Below are 16,667 nucleotides of genomic sequence, written 5' to 3' on the forward strand. Positions count from 1 at the left end.
CGTCATGCTGGCAAGACTCGGCTGGATCCTGCGTGGCTGCCAGCGCCGGCTCTGGTTTCGCGCCACCCTGTTCTCGGTCGCCGGGGTAGCGACCGCGCTGCTCGCCCTGCTGCTGCGCGACCATATCCCGGCCACGCTGCCGGCCAAGGTCGGTGCCGACGCCGTCGACAAGATCCTCACCATCATCGCCAGCAGCATGCTGGCGGTCACCACCTTTTCCCTCAGCACCATGGTGACCGCCTACAACGCCGCCGCCAGCAGCGTGACGCCGCGCGCCTACCCGCTGCTCCTGGAATACAGCACCACCCAGAATGCCCTGGCGACCTTCCTCGGTTCCTTCCTGTTCAGCCTGGTCGGCATCATCGCGCTCAGCACCGGCCTCTACGGCGACAATGGCCGCGTGGTGCTGTTTGCCGTCACCCTGGTCGTGATCCTGCTGATCGTCTTCACCCTGCTGCGCTGGATCGATCACCTATCCCGCCTCGGCCAGCTGGATGCCACGAGCGACAGCATCGAAGCCGCCGCCCGCCGCAGCCTGCAGCACTGGCTTTCCACGCCCCACCTGGGTGGCGTGGCCGCCGCGGTGGACGCAGCACCCACTGGCCGGCCAGTGCTGGCCGAGCGGACCGGTTACCTGCAGCGGGTCGACATGCCGTTGCTCGCCGACCTCTGTGGCGAGCAGGGTCGCCTGCGCCTGGCCGTGCTGCCAGGCGCCTTCGTCGACCCGGCGCAGCCGCTGCTCTGGGTCGACGGCCTGCCAGCGGAACGCGACGAGCGCTTGCGCACGGCCTTCGTCGTGGATGCCCGGCGGCTTCATGACCAGGATCCACGTTTCGGCCTTACCGTCCTGGGCGAGATCGCCACCGGAGCGCTGGTGCCTTCGCGCAGCGACTCGGGTACCGCCATCGCTATCCTCGGCCGGGCGCAACGGCTGCTGACACAGCTCATCGAGGTCCGCGAGCCGGTCGCGCCCCGCTACCCGCGGATCGAGGTCCCGGCGTTGTCCCTGCACGACCTGTTCGACGATTTCTTCCTACCGGTGGGCCGCGACGCCGCGCCCCTGGTGGAAGTGGGCATGCGCCTGCAGAAGTCGCTGGCACGGCTGGCGGTCCAGGGCGACGTGCGGATGAAAGGCGAATGCCTGAGGCACTCGCGCCTGGCCCTGGCCCGCGCAGAGGCGGCCCTTGGCCAGGCCGAGGACCGGGCCATCCTCCAGCAACTCGCCGCGGACGTCGAACGCCTCTGCAAGCCGGAGACGCCCGGCACGACCTAGCCCGGCGCGACCGCCGCACCCGTCGCCGGCGCACTCGTGCCCGGCCGCCCGAGCCAGCTATCATGACGCGCTAGAGGAATTCCCATACGGCGACAGATCATGATCGAAGTTACCGAACGCTCCATCGCCGAGCTGCGTCTCGCACTCGAAACCGGCCAGACCACCGCGGTGCAACTGGTCGCCGCCTACCTCGCGCGGATCGACGCCTATGACGCGCCCGGTACGCCAACGGCGCTCAACGCGGTGGTCGTCCGCAATCCCCAGGCCCTGGCCGAAGCCGCCGACTCCGACCGCCGGCGCGCCCGCGGCGAGACACTCGGCCCGCTGGATGGCATCCCCTACACCGCCAAGGACAGCTATCTGGTCAAGGGGCTCACGGCCGCCTCCGGCAGCCCGGCGTTCAAGGACCTGGTCGCGCAGCGCGACGCCTTCACCGTCGAGCGCCTGCGCGCCGCCGGCGCCATCTGCCTGGGCAAGACCAACATGCCGCCCATGGCCAACGGGGGCATGCAGCGTGGGGTCTACGGCCGCGCCGAGAGTCCCTACAACGCCAATTACCTCACCGCGCCCTTCGCCTCCGGTTCCTCCAACGGCGCCGGCACCGCCACCGCCGCCAGCTTCGCCGCCTTCGGGCTGGCCGAGGAAACCTGGTCCAGCGGGCGCGGCCCGGCCTCCAACAACGGTCTCTGCGCCTACACCCCCTCGCGCGGAGTCATCTCGGTGCGCGGTAACTGGCCGCTGACACCGACCATGGACGTGGTGGTGCCCTATGCCCGTACCATGGCCGACCTGCTGGAGGTGCTGGACGTGGTGGTGGCCGACGATCCCGATCCCTCGGGCGACCTCTGGCGGCTGCAGCCCTGGGTGCCGCTACCCCAGGCCTCGGCGGTGCGCCCGCCGCGCTACCAGGCCTTGGCCACCGGCCCCAACGCCCTGGCCGGCAAGCGCCTCGGCGTACCGCGCATGTTCATCAACCAGGACCCGGACGCCGGCACCAGCGAAAGCCCCGGCATCGGCGGCCCCACCGGCCAGCGCATCCACACCCGGGACTCGGTCATCGCCCTCTGGGAGCAGGCCCGCGCCGCCCTGGAAGCCGCTGGCGCCACCGTGGTCGAGGTGGACTTCCCCCTGGTGTCCAACTGCGAAGGCGATCGCCCCGGCGCGCCCACGGTCTTCAACCGCGGCCTGGTCTCCCAGGAATTCCTCCACGACGAACTCTGGAACCTGTCGGCCTGGGGCTTCGATACCTTCCTGCGCGACAACGGAGATCCCGCGCTCAATCGGCTGGCCGACGTGCAAGGCGACCTGATCTTCCCCCACGAGCCCGGCACCCTGCCCAACCGTGAAGGCGACCTGGCTGCCGGCATGGCGGAGTACGTGCGCATGGCCGAGCGCGGCCTGAAGTCCTGGCAGGAGATCGCCTCGCTGCCCGACGGCCTGCGTGGCCTCGAGCACACCCGCAAGATCGACCTGGAAGACTGGCTGCACGCCCAGGGCCTGGACGCCGTGATTTTCCCGACGGTGGCCGACGTGGCCCCCGCCGATGCCGAGATCAATCCCGCCTCCGCGGACATTGCCTGGAGCAACGGCGTCTGGGTCGCCAACGGCAATCTCGCGATTCGCCACCTGGGCGTGCCGGCCGTCACCGTGCCCATGGGCGTGATGGCCGACATCGGCATGCCGGTCGGGCTGACCTTCGCCGGGCGGGCCTATGACGATTCGAACCTGCTCAGGCTCGCCGCTGCCTATGAGGCGACCGGAGCGAAGCGCCTGGTACCACCGCGCACCCCGCCGCTCGGCACGCGCTGAACAGGGCCGCCGCGGTCACCTGGCCGAGGACCGCGGCGAGGATGGACGGCGAGGCGTCGATGGATGGAAGGCAGCGGACTCCTCCAGCGGTCCGCCTCCTCACGGAGCAGTCCCAGGACGCTCACCGCGACGCGGCGAAGCGCTGGCAGGCGTCCCTGAAGGCGTCCAATAGCCTCAGGGATTCCGGGGTAGCGCGGAAATTCCACTCGGGATGCCATTGCACACCCAGGACGAACCCGGGCGCGTTGCGCAGGGATACCGCCTCGACCAGCCCATCCGGCGCCAGCGCCTCGATACGCAGTCCACTGGCCAGCCGGTCGATTCCCTGACTGTGCAGGGAATTCACCTGGAAGGTCGGCGGCAGGCCCAGCTGTTCGAACACCCCGCCCGGCGCTACCCGAACCGGATGCTTGGGCGCGTACTGCTCGCCAAGCACATCGCTCTGGGGCTCGCGATGGTCGGCGTAGCCGGGCAGTTCCTGGACGCGTTGGTGCAGGCTGCCCCCGAGGGCCACGTTGAGTTCCTGGAAGCCACGGCAGATGCAGAACACCGGGACGCCCCGGTCGATCGCCAGGCGCAGCAGTGGCAGCGTGTAGGCATCCCGCTGGGCATCATGGTGGGTGCCGGCCAGGCTGTCCGGCCCCTGGTAGTGACGGGGCTCGACATTGGACGGCGAGCCGGTGAACAGCAGCCCGTCCAGCCGATCCAGCAGCGCCAGCGGATCGCTCGGCACGCTGCGCGCAGGCAGCAGCACCGGCAACCCGGCATGGCCGGCCGCCTCGACGTACTTGTCGCCGACGGTATGGGAATCGTACTTGCCAAGCGTTTGCCGGCAGGCCGTCACGCCGATCAGGGGCATAGGGGACATGGCTTATCTCCAGAGTGCCCGCCGGTACCCGGCGGGCGGACAGGGTCAGATACCGAGGCGATCGCGCAACTGGTAGTAGGTTGCGCCCAGTGCGGTGAAGGGCACGCGCAGGAGCTGCCCGCCCGGGAAGGGATAATGCGGCAGGCCGGCGAAGGCGTCGAAGCGCTCCGCCTGGCCGCGCAAGGCTTCGGCCAGCACCTTGCCCGCCAGGTGGGTATAGGTGACGCCGTGGCCGCTGCAGCCCTGGGAGTAGTAGACATTGTCGCCGAGCCGGCCGACCTGGGGCAGCCGCGACAGCGTCAGCAGGAAGTTGCCGGTCCAGGTGAAATCGATCTTCACGTCCTTGAGCTGCGGAAAGGTCTGCAGCATCTTCGGCCGGATGATGGCCTCGATGTCCGCCGGGTCCCGCGCCCCATAGACCACGCCGCCCCCGTAGATCAGCCGGCGATCGGCGCTGAGTCGGAAGTAATCGAGCAGGTAATTGCAGTCTTCCACGCAGTAGTCCTGCGGCAGCAGGCTGCGCGCCAGGTCCTCCGACAGGGGTTCGGTGGTGAGCACCTGGGTCCCGCAGGGCATGGACTTGGCCGCCAGCTCCGGCACCAGGCCGCCGAGGTAGGCGTTGCCGGCCACCACGACGAAGCGCGCCCTTACCTGCCCCTTCGCCGTGTGCACCACGGGGTGCGCACCACGGTCGATGCGGATCGCGGCGCTCTGTTCATGGAGCCGGCCGCCCAGCGAAGCCACGGCCGCCGCCTCGCCCAAGGCCAGGTTGAGGGGATGGATATGGCCGCCACTGCGATCCAGCAGGCCACCGAGGTAACGCTCGGTGCCGACGACGTCACGAATGCCCCGCTCGTCGAGCAATTCCAGCTGGGTATGGCCGTAGCGCTCCCAGAGTTTTTTCTGCGCCTCCAGATGGCCCAGCTGCTTGCTGGTCAGGGCGGCGAAAACGCCGCCGTCTTTCAGGTCGCACTGGATGTGATAGCGCGCGATCCGGTCACGAATGATGCGCCCGCCCTCGAAGGCCATCTCGCCGAGCAGCTGCGCCTGCCTGGCCGGCAGCTGTCGCTCGATGACATCGATGTCGCGGCTGTAGCTGTTGACGATCTGCCCGCCGTTGCGTCCGGACGCGCCGAAGCCGACGCGGGCCGCTTCCAGCACCGTCACACTGAAGCCGTGCTCCAGCAGGAACAGCGCGGTGGACAGCCCCGTGTAGCCGGCACCGATGATGCAGACGTCGCTCTCGATGTTGTCTTCGAGCGGCGGATACTCCGTCTGGAGATTGCGGGAGGCCGCATAGTAACTGCCGACATGGTGTTGCATGCTGTGATTCCTCTGCCTAGGGATCCGACGCCGAGGTCGGGATCGCCGCGCCTGTTCAGCCTCTGCTGCAGGTCGCCTTGAATTCGCGGTATGGGGCGCAGCAGACGTCCTGGGCGCTCCTGTCATCCAGTGGTTTGAAGTCTTCCTGGGGCACGGTCGACACCCTCGTCGGACGGGATGCGGCCACTACCGCCAGCGGACGAGTCGTTCCGCTCGCCCGCCCCGATTATCGCCGCTCCCGACCCCGCTACGCCGACCTCCCCATGATGACGCTGCCTATACGGTATGCAGATACCAGTTGTATTCGAGATCGGAGATGGTGGTTTCGAACTCTTCCAGCTCGGCCTCCTTGCAGGCCACGAAGATATCGATGTACTCCGGGCTGATGTACTGGTTCATCACGGCGCTGTCATCCAGCCGCCGCAACGCATCGCGCAGGTTGTTGGGCAGACTCTACTCGAGCTGCTCATACGAGTTGCCGCTGACCGGGGCGCAGGGCTCCAGTCGCTGGGTCAGGCCATGATGAATGCCGGCCAGGATGGACGCCATCATGAGATAGGGATTGGCATCGGCGCCCGCCACCCGGTGTTCGATACGAATCGCGTCGCTGCTCCCGGTCGGCACCCGAACCGCCACGGTCCGGTTGTCCAGCCCCCAGCTCGGGGCGTTCGGCACATAGAACTGTGCACCGAAGCGCCGGTAGGAATTGACGTTCGGGCAGAGGAAGGCCATCGACGCCGGCAGGGTTTCGAGGATGCCCGCGATGGCCTGGCGTAGCGGTGTGTGGTGCTCCGGGTCGTCGGTCGCGAAGAGGTTCTGCCCCGTCTGCTTGTCCAGCAGCGAGATGTGCACGTGCAAGCCATTGCCGGCCTGGCCGGGATGGGGCTTGGCCATGAAGGTGGAATCCATCTCGTGGTCGTAGGCGATGTTCTTGATCAGCCGCTTGAGCAACACCGCGTAGTCGCAGGCCTTGATGGCGTCTTCGACATGATGGAGGTTCACCTCGAATTGCGCCGGCGCACTCTCCTTGACGATGGCATCGGCGGGAATGCCCTGCTCCTTGGCGCCTTCGAGCATGTCCTGCAGGCAATCGACGTACTCGTCCAGGTCGTCGATCAGATAGACCTGGGTGGAGACCGGCCGCTTGCCGGAGATCGGCGAGCGCGGCGGCTGCGGCCGGCCGTTCACGTTCTCCTGGTCGATGAGATAGAACTCCAGTTCGAAGGCCGCGCAGATGGTCAGGCCCAAGTCATCGAACCGCTTGACCACCCGGCGCAGCACTTCGCGCGGATCGGCGAAGAACGGCGCGCCGTCCAGCTCATGCATGGTCATCAGCAACTGCGCGGTCGGCCGCTTCTGCCAGGGCTCGTAGCTCAGGGTGCCGGGAATGGGAAAGCAGGTGCGGTCGGCGTCGCCGATATGGAGCCCCAACCCGGTGCTCTCCACGGTGGAGCCGTTGATGTCCAGCGCGAACAGCGAGGCCGGCAGATTGATCCCGCGCTCATACACCTTGGACAGGCTGGCCCGCTCGACACGCTTGCCGCGGATGACGCCGTTCATGTCGGTGATCAACAGATCGACGTACTGGATCTCAGGGTACTCGCGGAGAAAGCCATTGGCTTCCGTCAGCTGGACGACGCGGGGGGCTATCGAATTCATGGAAAGGCATCCTTGGCGCTGGCCCGCTGGGTGATCGCTCGTGTGCGTCTGGCAGCGCGGCTGTGAGGGGCGAGTCCCAGCGGGCAGCGACGTCCCCAGGCGGAATCCGCCACTTCAGCGGATTGCCCTGGACGGGCCTGGCCAGTATAAATTGGCACCAGCGCAACCCATATCGGCAAATCGGCAAAGGAAGAATGCACGGATGCAATATCAGATCAGCCATGCCGACCTCAAGCTCGTGCTGGCGCTGGTGCGCGGCCGTACCCTGGCGCGCGCGGCCGAGCAGTTGCAGGTCGACGTCTCCACGGTCTTCCGGGCGATTCGCAAGCTAGAGGCCAATCTGCACCTGGCGCTGTTCGACAAGACGCGCCGCGGCTACACCCCTACCCAGAGCGCCAAGGCGCTGGCCGAACAGGCCGAGCGTGCCGAGCAGGCCCTCGACGCCGCGCGGATCGCCCTCACCCAGGGCGAGAACGTGATCAGTGGCACGGTGCGCCTGACCTGTACCGACGCGGTCCTGCGCAGCCTGGTCCTGCCCGGCCTCGCCGAACTCATGCCGCGCTATCCCGCCGTCGCCCTGGAAGTCGCCACCTCGAACACCTTCGCCAGCCTGAGCCGGCGGGATGCCGATATCGCCATCCGCCTGTCGAACGCCCCACCCGAGCACCTGGTCGGCCGCCGCCTCGGACGCAGCTCCTATGTCGTCTGCGGCCACGAGCGCTATCGCGAAGGCTATGGCCAGGCCCCCACCGAGCTGCCCTGGATCGCTCCCGACGACTCCCTGGCGGACCATGTCTCGGTCACCTGGCTGCGCCAGACCTATCCGAGCCTCACCGCCCGCTATCGCTGCAGCAGCATGTCGGCGGTAGGCGGCCTGGTGGGTGCCGGCCTCGGCGTGGCCGCCCTGCCCGACTTCATGATCGGCAGCCTGGACGGTGTCGAGCGCCTCGGCCCGGCGCTCGACGGCTGCGACACCGACCTCTGGCTGCTGACGCGACCGGACAACCTATCGTTGCGCTCGGTGCAGATCCTCTTCGATCAGTTGGCCGAGCTGCTCAGGACGCGAATAGGGGAGGTCTGTGCCACCTGAGGTGAACGCAGGACCCGCCGGCTTCGGCTCGCCCTCCGGCTCGGATTCTCGACCAGAGCGTGGGTAGCCCCGGCCCTCGACGCTGCCACGCGCCCAACCGATGGACCCTGTCACCCTTCAGCTGGGAGCTCATGACCGATAGGTGCGCTGGGCGAACAAGATCAGCAGCCCTGCCGCCAGGATCAGCAGCATCCCGCCCCAGGTGAAGAGGTCCGGAACCTCCTGGAACACCAGGTAGCCCCACAGGCAGGCGAACGGCAGATAGGCGTAGTCGAAGGTGCCGATCAGCGCCGCGGGAGCGACCTGGTAAGCCCTGGCGGTCGCGGTGTTGACGAAGACCAAGGCGACGGCGTAAAGCACGATGAAGATCAGCGCGGCCCAATCGAGTGGCTGCCAGGCCGCCAGCAGAAAGCCCGCACGGGCGGCCAAGGGGGTATCGATCAGCAGCGACGCCAGGCCGCCAGCACAGGCCGCCATCAGGAAGGCGACGTTCAAAGCCAATGCCAGGACCAGGGGGTGTTCGTTCCGACAATGGCGGCGGGTCACCACCATGGCGAGCGCATAGAAGACCGCGCCCGCGACCGGCAACAGGGCGGCAAGGGCGAAGGCGTCCGCGCCCGGCCGCAACACCAGCACCACCCCGGCAAAGCCTAGCCCTATCGCCCACCAGCCCATGCCCGACAGGGATTCCCCACCATAGCGGGTGGAAAAGAGGGCGATGAACAGCGGGGTCGTATAGATGGCGACGGCAGCGACCGACAAGGGGATGAAGGGCAAGGCCGCGTAATAGCTCACCCACATCAGTAGGAGCAGGAGGCTTCTCAGCGCCACCCAGCGTAGGGCGGCGATACGCAGCCGGCCGCGGTGAATACGACGGACTGCCCAGCTCCCGAGCGCCGGAACGGAGAGGCAGGAAACCACCAGGAACAGCTGCCATAGCGGCAGGCGTGAACTGAAGTACTTAACCGCGGCATCGGCAAGGGAGAGGATGAAAACCGCGGTGACGATCAGGCCGATGCCCTTGCCAAGGCTATCCCTGCGCAACTCTTCCTGGTTCATGGGTAACGCCCCCTCTGCCGCTCGGATCTGGACCAGATGCCCCGCTTTAGGTGACTCCTGCACCTCGCACAGGCCTTTCGGCTCACGCATGAGATCCTGTCAGATTAACGCCTGGGACCATCAGGCGCCGATTTGCCTTTCGGACCAGCTCCCGGCACGCTGGCTCGCTCCGTCCAACACGATAGGCAGCCAGTGACACGGACTCTTCACATAGCCGCAGCGATCCTGCTGAACGAACGCCAGCAGATGCTGCTCGTGCGCAAGCGGGGCACTACGGCGTACATGCAACCCGGCGGCAAGGTGGACAGCGGCGAGCAACCTCTCGAAGCCCTGATCCGGGAGCTGGAAGAAGAGCTCGGCCTGGTCATATCGCCAGCCGATGCCACCTTCGTCGGCCAGTACCAAGCGCCCGCGGCCAACGAGCCTGGCTTCACCGTCGACTGCGCGCTGTATCGGGTCGCGCTGACGTCCATGGGCCAGGCCACGCCAGCCGCCGAGATCGAAGAAGCCCTTTGGGTCTCGGTGTTGGAGCCCAGCGACCTGGATCTGGCCCCGCTCACTCGTGATCTGATCCTTCCCTTGCTGGCGCAGCAGAACGGCTCCAGTAGCGCCTCCCTCTAGGCCGGCGAGCGGGTCCGTCCAAGCGCTCGGCGGCGGAAACGCGGGTGAGGCATTCGCCGGCGTCGCCCCCCAAGGCTCAACCACCCGGCACCGCAAGGGTGCCCTCCTCCCCTGTGCCCGCTACAATGCGCGCCTTGCCGTGCCACGCCTGATCGAGAAGAATCGCCATGTCCCTGCCCAAGCATCATCTGGAACTGCTCAGCCCCGCCCGCGACGTGGGTATCGCGCGCGAAGCCATCCTGCATGGGGCCGACGCCGTCTACATCGGCGGGCCGAGCTTCGGGGCGCGGCACAATGCCTGCAACGAGGTGAGCGAGATCGCCGAGCTGGTGACCTTCGCCCGCCGCTACCATGCGCGGGTGTTCACCACCCTCAACACCATCCTGCATGACGACGAGCTGGAGCCGGCGCGTAAGCTGATCCACCAGCTGTACGACGCCGGCGTGGATGCGCTGATCGTGCAGGACCTGGGCGTGCTGGAACTGGACATCCCACCGATCGAGCTGCACGCCAGTACCCAGACCGACATCCGCACCCTGGGGCGGGCCAGGTTTCTCGACCAGGTTGGCTTTTCCCAGCTGGTGCTGGCCCGCGAGCTGAACCTCAAGGAGATCGCGGCCATCGCCGCCGAGACCGAGGCGGCCATCGAGTTCTTCATCCATGGCGCCCTGTGCGTGGCCTTCTCCGGCCAGTGCAACATCTCCCATGCCCAGACCGGCCGCAGCGCCAACCGCGGCGACTGCTCCCAGGCCTGTCGCCTGCCCTACACCCTCAAGGACGAAAAAGGCGGCGTGATCGCCTACGAGAAGCACCTGCTGTCGATGAAGGACAACAACCAGAGCGCCAACCTGCGCGCCCTGGTCGAGGCGGGCGTGCGCTCCTTCAAGATCGAAGGCCGCTACAAGGACGTGGGCTACGTGAAGAACATCACCGCCTACTACCGCCAGTTGCTCGACGAGATCCTCGAAGACCGCAGCGACCTCGCCCGTGCGTCCAGCGGTCGCACGGCGCACTTCTTCGTGCCCGATCCGGACAAGACCTTCCACCGCGGCAGCACCGACTACTTCGTCACCGACCGCAAGATCGATATCGGCGCCTTCGATTCGCCGACCTTCACCGGCCTGCCGGTCGGCCAGGTGGAAAAGGTCAACAAGCGCGACTTCATTGCCGTCACCCAGGAGCCGCTGTCCAATGGCGACGGGCTCAACGTGCTGGTCAAGCGCGAGGTGGTGGGCTTCCGCGCCAACGTCGCGGAGCTCAAGGGCGAGTTCGAAGAGGACGGCGCGACGCGCTACCGCTACCGCGTCGAACCCAACGAAATGCCCGAGGGGCTGTTCCGCCTGCGGCCGAACCATCCGCTGTCGCGCAACCTGGACCACAACTGGCAACAGGCACTGCTCAAGACCAGCGCCGAGCGCCGCATCGGCGTGCGCTGGCAGGCCGAGTTGCGTGAGGCGCGCCTGCGACTGACCGCCACCAGCGAGGAAGGCCTGAGCGTCACCGTTGCCCTGGACGGCCCCTTCGGTGCCGCCAACAAGCCCGAACAGGCGCTGGACGGCCTGCGCGATCTGCTGACCCAGCTCGGCACCACCGAGTACCACGCCCTGGACGTGGCCCTGGATGCGCCCCAGGCCTTCTTCGTGCCCAATTCGCAACTCAAGGTGCTGCGGCGCGAGGCCATCGAGCAGCTGACCGCCGCCCGCGTCGCCGCCCACCCGCGCGGCCGCCGCAAGGCCGAGACCAATCCGCCGCCGGTGTACCCCGAGTCGCACCTGTCGTTCCTCTACAACGTCTACAACCAGAAGGCCCGCGATTTCTACCATCGCCATGGCGTACAGCTGATCGACGCCGCCTACGAGGCCCACGAAGAGCCCGGCGAGGTGCCGGTGATGATCACCAAGCATTGCCTGCGCTTCTCCTTCAACCTCTGCCCCAAGCAGGCCAAGGGCGTCACCGGCGTGCGCACCAAGGTCGCGCCCATGCAGCTGGTCCACGGCGACGAGGTGCTGACCCTGAAGTTCGACTGCAAGCCCTGCGAGATGCACGTGGTGGGCAAGATGAAGGGCCATATCCTCGACTTGCCACTGCCGGGCAGCCAGGCCGCCGCCAAGGCGCTGGCCAGCATCAGCCCGGAAGACCTGCTCAAGACCATCCGCAACAAGCCGACCGGGTATAGTCACTGAGGCAGCGCACCCGCCACAAGCTTCTGCGCGGACACCCAGGCGTTGGACGGCCTCACCTGAGGCCTTGCTAAGGCGCCTGGCGTCCCAGGGCGCTCTTTATTGCAGGTAGGTAAGGCTCAGCCAGCCGCAGCAGCGCGCTCCAGGCTTTGGCTGTCGCCCCCCAGGGCGGCGGTGGCACGGGCCGCGGCCTGCAGGAGCAGCCTGCTCGCGTTGGCAACCTGGGAGTCACCGAGTCGATCGGCTGGACCCGACAGGGTCAAGGCGCCCTGCAGCTGTTGCCCTGGACCGAAAACGGGAGCGGAGACGGAGGCGATCTCCGGATCGCGCTCACCCGCCGAAGACGCCCAATAGCGCGCGGCGACGTCTGGCAGACGGCTATCGGCCAGGCGGCCGAACACCCGCAACACCTTGCCGGAGGCCCCTACTGCCAAGGGGAAGCGATCACCCTCGTGGATCGACACCTTGATGGTGCGCCGGGGTTCGACGCGGAACAGCACCACCCGGCTATCGCCCTCCTCCACATAGAAGGACGAGGTCTCCCCCGTTTCGTCCGAGAGTTCCTGCAGCAAGGGATAGAGGACGTCCCGCAGCCGAAATGACGTCTGGTAGATGGTGGCCAGGCGTGAAGGCTCGTGGCCGATGGTGAACTGGCCATCGGCCAGGCGGCGGATGAACCCCGCCTTTTCAATGGAGCTGATCAGCCGCAGGATGGTGCTCTTGTACAGGCCCGTGCGCCGGGCGATCTCGGCCAGGGTGAGCACGCTATGGTCGGCGTCGAAGGCCCGGAGTATCGCGAAGGCGCGATCGACGGCGGCGACGCCGTCGGCGCTACTCCGGGTACTGGGTGAATCGAGGCGTGCGGAATCGGCTGAGGTCATGGCGTCCATCTGAGGCTATCGGCGCGAAGCCAGGCTTCGCGGTCGCGCCAGTGTAGCCCTTGACGCGACGCACCAGCCAGAACGACGTACTACCCCCGCTCCTCCTTGAGGAAGAAGCGCAGCGACCCACTCAGCAGCGCGGCGGCGAAGAGAATACAGCCCATGACCATCAGGCCCGCGGTGAAGGACTGGGTCTGTTCCTTGAGGTAGCCCATGAGCGAGGGACCCACGAAACCGCCAAAGGCGCCGATCGAGTTGATCAGCGCGATGCCGCCCGCGGCCGCCTGTCCCTTGAGGAACTTGGCGGGCAAGGTATAGAAGATGGTCTTGGCCGAGATGGTGCCGACCATCGCCAGGGTGATGCCGATGAGTGCCGGGATTAGGGCGCTCATGTTCAACGCGAAGATCAACGCCAGGCCACCCAACACCAGCGCCAGGACCAGATTCAGGATGCCCTTGCCGGTGCGATCGACGTGCTTGGCCCAGATCAGCAGCCCCAGCGTCGAGAAGAAGTACGGGATGGCGGCGATCCAGCCGATCATCCCGAATTCGACGCCCTGGGCCTTGAGCATCTGTGGCAGCCAGATACCGATGCCATAGGTGCCCAGGGTGAAGCTGAAGGTGATCAGGCTAAGGATCCACACCCGGGGATCTTTCAGCGCATCGCGAAAGCCGTGGTTCTCCTGGGTACCGGCACGCTCCTGCGCGATCATCTCCTTGATGGCCAGCCGCTCCTCCCCGGAAAGCCACTTGGCTTCCTCGGGCCGATTGGCGAGCACGCGTAGCGTTACCAGCCCCAGGATGCAGGCCGGCAAGCCTTCGATGAGGAACATCCACTGCCACCCTTCCAGTCCCCAGATGCCGTGCAGCTGCAGCAACCAGATGGATAGCGGGCCGCCCACCAGGAAGGAAATGGGTGTGGCCATGGTGAACCAGGCGAGGACCCGGGTGCGATAACGGGCGGGAAACCACAGGGTGAGGAAGAAGATCACGCCCGGAAAGAAGCCCGCCTCGGCGATGCCCAGCAGCAAACGCACCGCATAGAAGCTGTAGGGACCGATCACGAAGGCGGTCGCGGCGGCGGCTATCCCCCAGGTGATCATGATCCGCGCCATCCAGAGGCGGGCGCCGAAGCGATACATCGCCAGATTGCTCGGCACCTCGCACAGGCAGTAGCCCACGAACATGATCCCGGCGCCCAAGCCGAACTGCGCGGCGGTCAGGCCTAGCGAACCGGTCATCTGCAGCGCGGCGTAACCGACGCTGGTGCGATCCAGATAGTTGAAGAAATACGCGAGCGCGAGCAGCGGGATAAGCCGCCAGGCTGCCTTGCGCAGGGCGCGCTGTTGCAGTTCGGAAGACGTCTCTTCCGGGATAGCGGGGGCCAGGTGAGCCGGGGCCGTGGTGTTCGCCATGACGATACCTCGTTGTTGTTTTTGTGTAGGTCTGAGATCGGTTCGGCGAGACCGTGTCGATGGCTCCCCACGCTCGCCGACGACCCCGTTCAGCTGCTACGGATGGTGCCGTTCCCGGCCAGCTCATCGATATCGGCAGCGGTATAGCCCAGCTCCTCCAACAGGCTCCTGGAGTGGCTGCCGAGCGCGGGGACGTCCAGGCGGGTACCGAAGCGTTCCCCGTTCATTTCGATGGGCAGCATGGGTACCTTCACGGCTCCGCCGGAGGGCAGCGACACCTCGGCCATGCCACCGGAGGCCAGCAGATGGGGATCGTCGACCAGATCCTGTGGCCGCTGGATCGGCGAGAATGGCAGGCCGGCCTGTTCGCACAGCGCCATCACCGTCTGCTTGTCCAGGCGGGCGATCCGCTCGCGGATCACCGGTAACAATTGCTCGCGGGCCTGGACGCGCTGATTGTTCCGCGCGAACGCCGGATCCTGGGCCCACTCCGGGAAATCGAAGGCCGTACAGAAGGCCAGCCATTGACTGTCGCTCACCACGCCCAGGAACACCTGCTCATCCGCGTCGCGGGTATCGAAGACGTCGTAGACCGCCCAGGCGGAGATCCGATTGGGCATCGGCGCCGCGGCCTGGCCGGTGACCGCGTTCTGCATCATGTGCTGCGCGACCAGGAAGGCCGAGTTCTCGAACAGCCCGGTCTGGACGAATTGGCCGCGGCCGCTGGTGCCACGTTGCAGCAAGGCGGCCAGGATGGAGATGGCACTGAACATGCCCCCCATGACATCGTTCACCGAGGCACCGGCGCGTAGCGGTCGCCCGACCGGCCCCGTCATGTAGGCCAGCCCGGTCATCATCTGCACCACTTCGTCGAGTGCCGTCCGGTTCTGATAGGGCCCAGGCAGGAAACCCTTCATCGAGCTGTAGATGATGTCCGGCTTGATCGCCTTTATCTGCTCGTAGCCGAGCCCCAGCTTGTCCATGGCACCGGCACGGAAGTTCTCGGTCACGACGTCAGCCGTGGCGATGAGCTTCTTCACCGCGGCGAGGCCTTCCGGCGATTTCATATCGACCGCGAAGCTCTTCTTGTTACGGTTGTAGGTCATCCAGTAGCCGGCGCCCGAGCCCATCAGGCGACGGGTGTTATCGCCCTCGGGCACCGGCTCGACCTTGATGACCTCGGCCCCGAGATCCGCCAGTACCAGGCCGCAGGTCGGGCCCATCACCATATGGACGAATTCGATGACCCGGATGCCGGCCAGCGGCAGTTTGTTTTCCGCCGTGACGTTCATACCGCCTCCCGTGCATAGGTGAAGTTCTTGCCGACGCCGGCATCGGGGATGAAACCGTAGAGGGTTTCGCCGGGCAGTCCCCGCTGGAGCCATTCCCGCGCCGCGACCAGGCGCTCGAGGTCCACGCCAGTGCGCAGCCCCATGGCTTCGAGCAGGTACACCAGGTCTTCGGTCACGATGTTGCCCGAGGCGCCCGGCGCGTAGGGGCAGCCGCCAAGGCCACCCTGGGAACCATCGAAGGTGGTCACCCCCGCCTCCAGGGCCGCCACGACATTGGCCAGGCCCTGCCCGCGGGTGTTGTGAAAATGCGCGCTGCCGGCCCGTTGACCAACTTCCGCCTTGAGCCGGATGAACAGCCGGCGCACCTGCACCGGTGTCGCGTAGCCCACGGTGTCCGACAGGCCAATCTCGTCGACACCGAGCTCGGCCATCCGCTGGGCCATACGCAGGCATTCATCGTCGGTGACCACGCCCTGGAGGGTGCAGCCGAACGCGGTGGAAAGGCCGGCTTCGATTTCGATGGTCGGATAACGCTCGTTGCGTAACGCGACGACGGCCCGTACCTCGTCGGCTACCTGAGCATGGGTCTTGCGGATGTTCGACAGCGAGTGCGGCTCACTCACGGAGATCGGCAGCGTGACTTTGTGGACACCCGCTTCGAAGGCGGCCTGGGCGCCTTTGAGATTCGGCACCAGCGCCGTGACGTGCAGCCCCGGCAGCGTCAGGGCGTGGGCCACGACCTCGGCGCAATCCGCCATCTGCGGCAGGAGCTTCGGGGAGACGAAGGAGCCTACTTCGATCTCGCGCAGGCCGGAGGCGGCCAGGGCGCTTATCCAGTCACATTTGAGCGCGGTCGGCATGGTCGCCTTCACACTCTGTAGGCCGTCACGTGGCCCTACCTCGCTCACGAGGACATCGATGTCTGGCTGATTGCTCATGGTGATTCTCTCTGCGGATGGAGAGCCCGTTGGAACCGTCAGGCGATTGAGGCGAGCCCAGATCGGCAAACGTGTTCTGTCAGGCAGAATATTGTTCTGTTTTCAGTATCTGCCTCGGCCATTCGATCTGTCAATGCACGTCCATCGCGGCATCGGATCGGACTTTTCGGTCGATGTGCAGGGGGTTGACAGTCGAACCGATTGGCGCAAGATTGTTCTGCCAGAGAAAATATCATTCTGCTGGACAGAACAACGATAA

At 66.5% G+C, this 16,667-nt stretch carries 12 protein-coding genes and 1 pseudogene; 5 read left to right on the top strand and 8 right to left on the bottom strand.

The window, feature by feature from the left end:
• Nucleotides 1-4 precede the first annotated feature (4 nt).
• Nucleotides 5-1,273 carry a DUF2254 domain-containing protein gene (locus FSV73_RS03565; RefSeq protein WP_145003921.1) on the top strand — a complete coding sequence of 423 codons (1,269 nt, stop codon included), beginning with the start codon at nucleotides 5-7 and terminating at the stop codon, nucleotides 1,271-1,273.
• Nucleotides 1,274-1,372: 99 nt separating this feature from the next.
• The gene (locus tag FSV73_RS03570; protein WP_145003924.1) at nucleotides 1,373-3,082 is read left to right on the top strand and encodes an amidase; all 1,710 of its coding nucleotides are present in this window, start codon (nucleotides 1,373-1,375) and stop codon (nucleotides 3,080-3,082) included.
• Between the two features lie 121 nt (nucleotides 3,083-3,203).
• Here the strand turns inward: FSV73_RS03570 and FSV73_RS03575 are convergent, their stop codons facing one another.
• From FSV73_RS03575 to FSV73_RS03585, 3 genes and pseudogenes are all read right to left on the bottom strand, one after another.
• Nucleotides 3,204-3,950 (bottom strand): gamma-glutamyl-gamma-aminobutyrate hydrolase family protein, encoded by a 747-nt coding sequence (locus FSV73_RS03575; RefSeq protein WP_145003927.1) that lies wholly within the window; start codon nucleotides 3,948-3,950, stop codon nucleotides 3,204-3,206.
• 45 nt (nucleotides 3,951-3,995) lie between these two features.
• Nucleotides 3,996-5,273: an NAD(P)/FAD-dependent oxidoreductase gene (locus FSV73_RS03580; RefSeq protein WP_145003930.1), complete on the bottom strand. Its 1,278-nt coding sequence runs from the start codon at nucleotides 5,271-5,273 to the stop codon at nucleotides 3,996-3,998.
• 276 nt (nucleotides 5,274-5,549) lie between these two features.
• Nucleotides 5,550-6,932 (bottom strand): annotated as a pseudogene (locus FSV73_RS03585) (glutamine synthetase family protein).
• A 202-nt stretch (nucleotides 6,933-7,134) separates the two neighbouring features.
• Between FSV73_RS03585 and FSV73_RS03590 the strand changes: the two are divergent.
• On the top strand, nucleotides 7,135-8,022 hold the full coding sequence (locus FSV73_RS03590; RefSeq protein WP_145003933.1) for a LysR family transcriptional regulator: 888 nt from the start codon (nucleotides 7,135-7,137) through the stop codon (nucleotides 8,020-8,022).
• Between the two features lie 129 nt (nucleotides 8,023-8,151).
• Here FSV73_RS03590 and FSV73_RS03595 read toward each other — a convergent pair whose 3' ends face one another.
• Complete coding sequence (locus FSV73_RS03595; protein ID WP_222119434.1) at nucleotides 8,152-9,171, bottom strand: DMT family transporter; 1,020 nt, start codon at nucleotides 9,169-9,171, stop codon at nucleotides 8,152-8,154.
• A gap of 102 nt (nucleotides 9,172-9,273) precedes the next feature.
• Between FSV73_RS03595 and FSV73_RS03600 the strand changes: the two genes are divergently transcribed.
• Nucleotides 9,274-9,702, top strand: coding sequence for an NUDIX hydrolase (locus FSV73_RS03600; protein WP_145003936.1), 429 nt, complete (start codon nucleotides 9,274-9,276; stop codon nucleotides 9,700-9,702).
• Between the two features lie 167 nt (nucleotides 9,703-9,869).
• Nucleotides 9,870-11,885: a peptidase U32 family protein gene (locus tag FSV73_RS03605; RefSeq protein ID WP_145003939.1), complete on the top strand. Its 2,016-nt coding sequence runs from the start codon at nucleotides 9,870-9,872 to the stop codon at nucleotides 11,883-11,885.
• A gap of 116 nt (nucleotides 11,886-12,001) precedes the next feature.
• On the opposite strand, the gene FSV73_RS03610 is transcribed toward FSV73_RS03605, so the two are convergent.
• The 4 genes from FSV73_RS03610 to FSV73_RS03625 all read right to left on the bottom strand — a co-directional run bounded on the left by FSV73_RS03610 (nucleotide 12,002) and on the right by FSV73_RS03625 (nucleotide 16,408).
• Complete coding sequence (locus FSV73_RS03610) at nucleotides 12,002-12,763, bottom strand: IclR family transcriptional regulator (protein ID WP_145003942.1); 762 nt, start codon at nucleotides 12,761-12,763, stop codon at nucleotides 12,002-12,004.
• An 89-nt stretch (nucleotides 12,764-12,852) separates the two neighbouring features.
• Entirely contained in the window at nucleotides 12,853-14,178 is a 1,326-nt protein-coding gene (locus FSV73_RS03615) for an MFS transporter (RefSeq protein ID WP_145003945.1), read from the bottom strand.
• 89 nt (nucleotides 14,179-14,267) lie between these two features.
• Nucleotides 14,268-15,470: a CaiB/BaiF CoA transferase family protein gene (locus FSV73_RS03620; RefSeq protein WP_145003947.1), complete on the bottom strand. Its 1,203-nt coding sequence runs from the start codon at nucleotides 15,468-15,470 to the stop codon at nucleotides 14,268-14,270.
• Entirely contained in the window at nucleotides 15,467-16,408 is a 942-nt protein-coding gene (locus tag FSV73_RS03625; RefSeq protein ID WP_145003950.1) for a hydroxymethylglutaryl-CoA lyase, read from the bottom strand. Before FSV73_RS03625 ends, FSV73_RS03620 begins: the two co-directional genes overlap by 4 nt.
• Nucleotides 16,409-16,667 lie beyond the last annotated feature (259 nt).

The sequence above is a fragment of the Pseudomonas oryzihabitans genome, assembly GCF_007665395.1.
Classification (GTDB): domain Bacteria; phylum Pseudomonadota; class Gammaproteobacteria; order Pseudomonadales; family Pseudomonadaceae; genus Chryseomonas; species Chryseomonas psychrotolerans_C.